Annotated in this window: 1 protein-coding gene; it reads right to left on the reverse strand. The window is 60.5% G+C overall.

Features of this window, described 5'->3' with window-relative positions; genetic code table 11:
* Positions 1-44: 44 nt before the first annotated feature.
* Positions 45-1,295, reverse strand: coding sequence for an IS256 family transposase (locus ABG80_RS13780; protein WP_058088223.1), 1,251 nt, complete (start codon positions 1,293-1,295; stop codon positions 45-47).
* Positions 1,296-1,348: the final 53 nt, after the last annotated feature.

Here is a 1,348-nt window from a genome sequence, read left to right on the forward strand (position 1 = left end):
GGGACTGTCAGATTTTTTGTGTTTGAGGCTGAACACCGCCTTGGTCAGACGGAGGGTTGAAGAAATCTGTCCTCGTAAAGGATGGCGAATTGGTTCATTGCGGCCTTCCAGTCATGCGCCGCCCGCCCCCAGTCTGCGGTGATGTTGTGTAACGCCAGCCACAGCAGTTTGGTGGCGGCATCGTCATTGGGGAAGTGGCCACGGGTCTTGATGATCTTGCGCAGTTGCGCGTTGATGCTCTCGATGGCGTTGGTCGTGTAGATCACCTTGCGGATAGCTGGCGGGAAGGCGAAGAACGGGATGACTCGGTCCCATGCTCTGCGCCATGCCGCTACGACAGTGGGGAACTTCTTTCCCCATGGGCCAGCCTCAAAGGCTTGTAGCTCGGCCACCGCTGCCTCCATCGTGGGTGCGGTGTAAATGGGCTTGAGCGCAGCCGCCAGCGCCCGGCGGTCTTTCCAGCTGGCGTAGTCCAGACTGGCGCGAATCAGGTGCACGATGCATGTCTGCAGCGTCGTGGCCGGGAACACTGCTGCCAAAGCCTCGGGCATGCCTTTTAGGCCATCGGTGACAGCGATCAAAATGTCGTTGACGCCTCGCGTCTTGAGGTCGTTGAAGACCTTCATCCAGAACTTGGCGCCCTCGGTGCCTTCGATCCACAACCCCAGGATGTCGCGCGAGCCGTCGGGCAATACGCCCAACGCCAGGTAGATGGCCTTGTTGCGCACAACTGCGTCCTCGCGGATCTTCACCCTCAGAGCGTCGAAGAACACCACTGGATACATCGTCTCCAGCGGCCGGCTTTGCCAGGCGGTGACCTCGGCCATGACCGCGTCGGTCACGGAGCTGATGAAGTCCGCAGAGACATCTGTGGCGTACTGATCGCGCAGGAAGCCCTGGATCTCACGCACCGTCATGCCTCGGGCGTACATGGCGACGATCTTGTCGTCGAAGCCCGTGAAGCGTCGCTCATGCTTGGCAATCAACTGTGGCTCAAAGGAGCCATCGCGGTCGCGTGGGATGTCGAGCTGCAGCGGGCCATCTTCCGTCAAGACGGTTTTGCCGCTTGTGCCGTTGCGCTGGTTGATGGTCTGCGCAGGCTTCGCTGCTCCGAGCTCGTAGCCCAGGTGGTGGCTCAGCTCAGCGCCCAGCGCCCGCTCAATCAAGGCCTTCTTGAACGCCATGGAGGCCGCCTGGATCGCCTCAGCGCTCATCGGCCCATTGGCGAACTGGTCCAAAATCTCTTGGGGAATGGTCGGCAGCACAGGCTTGGCCGCCTTCGGTTTGCTTGGCATACATGCTCCTGGTCGTCATGCTATGCCCCGAACACAAAATTTCTGACAGGCCC

This window comes from Aquabacterium parvum (genome assembly GCF_001447195.1).
In the GTDB taxonomy this organism is placed as follows: Bacteria; Pseudomonadota; Gammaproteobacteria; order Burkholderiales; family Burkholderiaceae_C; genus Aquabacterium; species Aquabacterium parvum.